Source organism: Rhodopseudomonas sp. BR0C11 (assembly GCF_010820945.1).
Lineage (GTDB): Bacteria > Pseudomonadota > Alphaproteobacteria > Rhizobiales > Xanthobacteraceae > Rhodopseudomonas > Rhodopseudomonas palustris_H.
Genome location: NZ_QTKI01000394.1, coordinates 1 through 4,479, shown reverse-complemented (window position 1 = coordinate 4,479; position 4,479 = coordinate 1). Strand labels below are relative to the sequence as shown.

The window sequence follows — 4,479 nt, the reverse complement described above, 5'->3', positions numbered from 1 at the left end:
GAGCCGGATGCAGCGCCTCGCCGATCTGCTCGACGCCCCGGTCGACCGCCCGGTGATCCAGGAAACCACCGCGCTCGGCGCCGCGTACTTGGCCGGCCTCAGCGCAGGCGTCTTCCCCGAGCCGCAAAAATTCGCCGACAACTGGCGCCTCGACCACCGCTTCCGCCCCGCAATGAGCGCAGCGACGCGCGAGCGCAAATTGGCGGGTTGGGCAAGGGCCGTGAAGGGTCTGCTGGCGACGGATGAGGGGTGGTGAGTTGAGGGGCTACGTAAGCCTTAAATTCAAGGGCGCTGATCGAGGCGATGGGTTCGCCTGATTCAGCCTTTGCGATGCTCCGGTGACCGCGTCGCAGGCCTCTCGTTCGTCATTCCGGGGCGCGCCTAGCGCGAGCCCGGAATCCATAACCCCTATGCCTAGTGTAAATTGAGGCCCATCCTCTGCGCATCATCGTAACTGAGAGCGCACGGCGTATGGATTCCGGACTTGCGCGCAAGAGCGCGCAATCCGGAATGACGAGAGAGGAGCTGTGTTTAACATTCCATCGTGACCTGCGTTGTTCTCGGTATGACGTGGTGCGACGCCGTCGCGCTCCGCGCTAACTGCAAATTCCCGGATAAAGATCGACCCAGTCCGGGTTCTGGTCTTCGATCAGTCTGATCTTCCAATCACGTCGCCACTTCTTGAGCTGTTTCTCCCGCGTGATCGCGGCAATGGCGTCGTCGTAGATCTCGAACCACACCAGCCGATCGATGCCGTAACGCTCCGAGAATCCCGGCGCTGCCTTACTGCGATGGTCGTGTATGCGCCGCAGCAGGTCGTTGGTCACGCCAAGATGGAGCGTGCCATGCTTTCGATTGGCGAGCAGATAGACGTAGTAAGGCATCGAAGCCCACCTAGATGCTGTTCAGCAAGCCTCTCGTTCGTCATTCCGGATTGCGCGCAGTTGCGCGCAAGTCCGGAATCCATAAGCCGTGTCGTCTCGGCTTCGATGATGCGCGGAACGGGGTTCTCGGTCCATCATGAACGCGGTGGTTATGGATTCCGGGCTCGCGCTGCGCGCGCCCCGGAATGACGAACGCGAGGGGATACACCCTCGTCATGCGCGGGCTTGACCCGCGCATCCATGTTGCAATCAGGCGTGACGTTGCCATCGCCGCATCGATCGCGATCCGCGCCGTCCGGCGTCGAATCCGCTGGCGTCGCGTATTGACAATATTCCTATAAGGACTATAGTCCGTGCCGTCCTGTCCGTGAGGGGCGCTTCGCGAGGCGTCGTTGAGCGGGACAGATCGTCGGCTGGGAGACCAGCCGGTGAGGGTTTGGCGAAGCTGCATGGCGCAGCGGCGTCGAGCCTGACGCGGCGTCCTGCGCGAGGTGGTTCGCACCCACGTCGTCCGGGAGGCAAGAGGTCGCCGTCCGCCGCTACTATGAGCGGCTGCCCATCGCGTGGCTGGACGGGACGGAACGAGGCGGGAGAAATCCCCGTGCTCCCCGCGCCCGGAAGAACGGTCCCGATGCCAAAAGATCGCCGCTGGTGGGCGCGCCGTGAAGGCGATGCGCGATGGATCGCAAGCCATCGCGACCAACCACCAACTTTGCGCCAAGCGGCGCGCCCCCGCCCCTCGTCGTGACGACGACGGGCGCATAGCTCGGGCTCGGCAGAGCCGCGAGATCGCGACGCCGTGGCTGTTTGACAGTGTGATCCAGACGGACGCGGCGAGTCACGCCTGGTGCGTACAGCGCTGTTCCGAATGCGCAGCGCCGCCCGGCAGTGCCGCCGAGATACGGCTCCCGGCTATCGCTTCGCTGATCAGGGCTACGCGACTGGTTCGCGCAGTGACCTTTCGGCCGACATCCCGCGATCGACCGTGCGGTCGCGGCCCGATGCCTTCGCCACATAAAGCCGACTGTCCGCCAGCTTGTACAGTGCCGCCCAGTCGCCCGCTTCGCGGATCGTCGCCACCCCGAAGCTCGCGGTCACTGATCTGTCGTCCAGGCCTGGAATGCGGCTGCTCGCGATGGTCTGCCGAAGCCGCTCGGCGCATTCGGCGGCATCGGAGCGCGATGCGTCCGGCAGGAACACGGCGAACTCCTCGCCGCCCCAGCGGCCGACCAGATCGCCTTTGCGGGCGGTTCTGCGCAGGATCGTTCCAATCTCCTGCAGCACGACGTCGCCGACGTCATGACCGAACGTGTCGTTGATCGATTTGAAATGGTCGACGTCGCACAGGATCAGGGCCCCGCCTTCGGGCGCGCGACGCATCGGAGCCGCGATCTCGGTCTCGAAGCCGCGGCGGTTGAGCAGTCCGGTCAGATGGTCGAGATCGCGCTCGCGGCGCAGATCATCGATCAGGTCGGACACCGCCGCAGCCAAGGTGGCCATCGCCGACGCTGCGCCGAGGACGGCGAGCGACAATTGCAGCGTCTGCCAGAACACCGAGTCGGCGAAAGCGGGTTCACCTGTCGGAGGCGACACGCCGACCGTGAACACGGTGCGCGGAAAGAAGTGCAGCCCGAACAGAAACAGGGTCCAGAACAGGATGCGGTCCACCACGCGGCCGTGTCTGAGCTGCGAAAGCCGCAGCGCGGCGACGCACAGCAGAAGTCCGTAGCCGAAATTCTGCACGTAGATCCGCGCCAGCAGACTGCGATCGACGTAGAAGAAGTACCAGAGCGCCAGGGAAAACGCGGCGAAGATCGCGATATCGATCCACAAGCCGAACGCCCTGCCCGACCGGCTCAGCACGCCTTCGACGGCTGCGATGACGGCGCAGGTGTAGAGCGCGCCCGACACCATCGCGTTGAGGCCGGTGTCGCGCGGCCAATAGAGGATCTGGCTCGACGCACCGAGCGCGAACAGCGCACACGCAGCGGCCAGAAGGACGAGATACGGCCGCCGCCGGTCGTAGCTCCAGGCCGCAAGAAACGCGATGCCGAACACGCTGATGATGCCCGGCCCGATCAGGGACAACGTGACTCTGACAACCGAACCCTGCATCTCGAACGCCGCGACCTCGCACACTGAAGTCCGCGTGTTGTGCCTCTATCCGCTATCTAAATCCACCACGCACTCGATACAATTTTAGCCATGTGACATCGCGTTCGGCCGATCGGCGCAGCGTGCTTCACCGCGCGTCCCGGATAGTGCTGGAAACTGTTTCTGAGGAACCTTCGCCTTGACCGTCGCCGCAGATGCTGTTCGGCTTGGCGTTGCGGTCCGCCCCGCGCCTGTGCCATCCTGTCGCACATGACCACATCCAGCGACAGCTCCGCTTCGAAAACCGCGCTGGTGTTCGGCGCGACCGGGTTGATCGGTTCGCAGCTCCTGCGCGGACTGCTGGACAGCGCCGACTATGCCCGGGTGATCGCGGTGGTGCGGCGGCCGTTGACCTTCAGCGATCCGAAGCTGACCGTGCTGATCGGCGACCTCGACCGGCTGCCGGCGCTGGCCGCGCAGCTCAAAGCCGACGAGGTGTTCATCGCGCTCGGCACCACGCGCAAGCAGACCCCGGACGAAGCTGCGTACTACAAAATCGACCACGACTATCCGGTTGAAGCCGCGCGGATCGCGCGCGAGGCCGGCGCGCAGGCGGTGTTTCTGGTCACCGCGGTCGGTGCCGACGCGGCCTCGCGCTCGTTCTATCTCCGCACCAAGGGCGAGGCCGAGCGCGACATCATCGCGCTGGCCTTTCCGCGCACCGCGATCTTCCGGCCGTCGATGCTGATGGGCGAGCGCGCCGAGCACCGCCCGGTGGAGCGGCTGTTCATCGCGCTCGCACACATCATCAATCCGCTGTTGCGCGGCGCCACCGATCGCTACCGCGGCATCGACGCCGGCGACGTCGCGCTGGCGATGATCGCAGCGGCGCGGACCGACGCGCCGAAGCTGCAGATCTATCATTGGCGCGAGATGATGGCGCTGCTTCGCCGCTGAAGGCCGCGACCCAACGCCCTACGCCTGCTTCAGCCGCTTCTTGTAGGCCTCCGGGTCCATGTCGCGGATATCGACGCTGAGGCTGGTGATGTCCGGGCAATGCGCGACCAGGGTCTGGCGCAGCGCGACACTGAGCGCGACCTTCTGCTCCGGCGTGCGGCCCGCCAGCATGAACACAGCAAGATGCACGAAGCTGTCGCGCTTGCCCGCGACCAGATAGTCGTCGAAGCCGCGCGCCCGCACCTTGATGTCGGCCGCCTGCATCACGCCGGTCGCCGCCGCGGCGTCAGCGAGCTGCGCCAGCAGCGGCGCGATCCGGTCGCGGCCGAGATCGTCGCCGGAATAGTCCATCACCAGATGCGGCATCGCCCGTCCCTCATGCGCCATGACCACCGCGCCTTCATTGGCGCTGGCGCCGGCGCGGTCAAGCCCGCGGCGGATCAACGCAAGCGCCGCGCCGCCGATCGCTGTATGCGCAAATGCAATCGAGCCCGCGCCATCTCGGCGCCACCATCGCGGAAGAAGGCTGCGAGTCAACGCAGCC

4 protein-coding genes and 1 pseudogene are annotated in these 4,479 nt (G+C 65.6%); 2 read left to right on the top strand and 3 right to left on the bottom strand.

Going from position 1 to position 4,479, the window contains the following annotated elements; all coding sequences use genetic code 11:
* Positions 1 to 256 (top strand): annotated as a pseudogene (locus tag DYI24_RS21925) (FGGY-family carbohydrate kinase); the annotation flags it as partial.
* 340 nt (positions 257 to 596) lie between these two features.
* On the opposite strand, the gene DYI24_RS21920 reads toward DYI24_RS21925, so the two are convergent.
* Together DYI24_RS21920 and DYI24_RS21915 are read right to left on the bottom strand one after the other, a co-directional pair.
* Complete coding sequence (locus tag DYI24_RS21920; RefSeq protein ID WP_164573833.1) at positions 597 to 884, bottom strand: GIY-YIG nuclease family protein; 288 nt, start codon at positions 882 to 884, stop codon at positions 597 to 599.
* A gap of 933 nt (positions 885 to 1,817) precedes the next feature.
* Positions 1,818 to 2,999, bottom strand: coding sequence for a GGDEF domain-containing protein (locus DYI24_RS21915; protein WP_164573832.1), 1,182 nt, complete (start codon positions 2,997 to 2,999; stop codon positions 1,818 to 1,820).
* Positions 3,000 to 3,248: 249 nt separating this feature from the next.
* Here DYI24_RS21915 and DYI24_RS21910 point away from each other — a divergent pair, with 249 nt between their 5' ends.
* On the top strand, positions 3,249 to 3,935 hold the full coding sequence (locus tag DYI24_RS21910; RefSeq protein ID WP_164573831.1) for an oxidoreductase: 687 nt from the start codon (positions 3,249 to 3,251) through the stop codon (positions 3,933 to 3,935).
* 18 nt (positions 3,936 to 3,953) lie between these two features.
* On the opposite strand, the gene DYI24_RS21905 is transcribed toward DYI24_RS21910, so the two are convergent.
* Positions 3,954 to 4,301 carry a 5-carboxymethyl-2-hydroxymuconate Delta-isomerase gene (locus DYI24_RS21905; RefSeq protein WP_164573834.1) on the bottom strand — a complete coding sequence of 116 codons (348 nt, stop codon included), beginning with the start codon at positions 4,299 to 4,301 and terminating at the stop codon, positions 3,954 to 3,956.
* Between the last annotated feature and the right edge of the window lie 178 nt (positions 4,302 to 4,479).

Excerpts from the sequence above, each read along its gene's own strand:
- DYI24_RS21915 (WP_164573832.1), bottom strand. The coding sequence starts at position 2,999 with ATGCAGGGTTCGGTTGTCAGAGTCACGTTGTCCCTGATCGGGCCGGGC.
- DYI24_RS21920 (WP_164573833.1), bottom strand. The coding sequence starts at position 884 with ATGCCTTACTACGTCTATCTGCTCGCCAATCGAAAGCATGGCACGCTC.
- DYI24_RS21905 (WP_164573834.1), bottom strand. The coding sequence starts at position 4,301 with ATGCCGCATCTGGTGATGGACTATTCCGGCGACGATCTCGGCCGCGAC.
- DYI24_RS21910 (WP_164573831.1), top strand. The coding sequence starts at position 3,249 with ATGACCACATCCAGCGACAGCTCCGCTTCGAAAACCGCGCTGGTGTTC.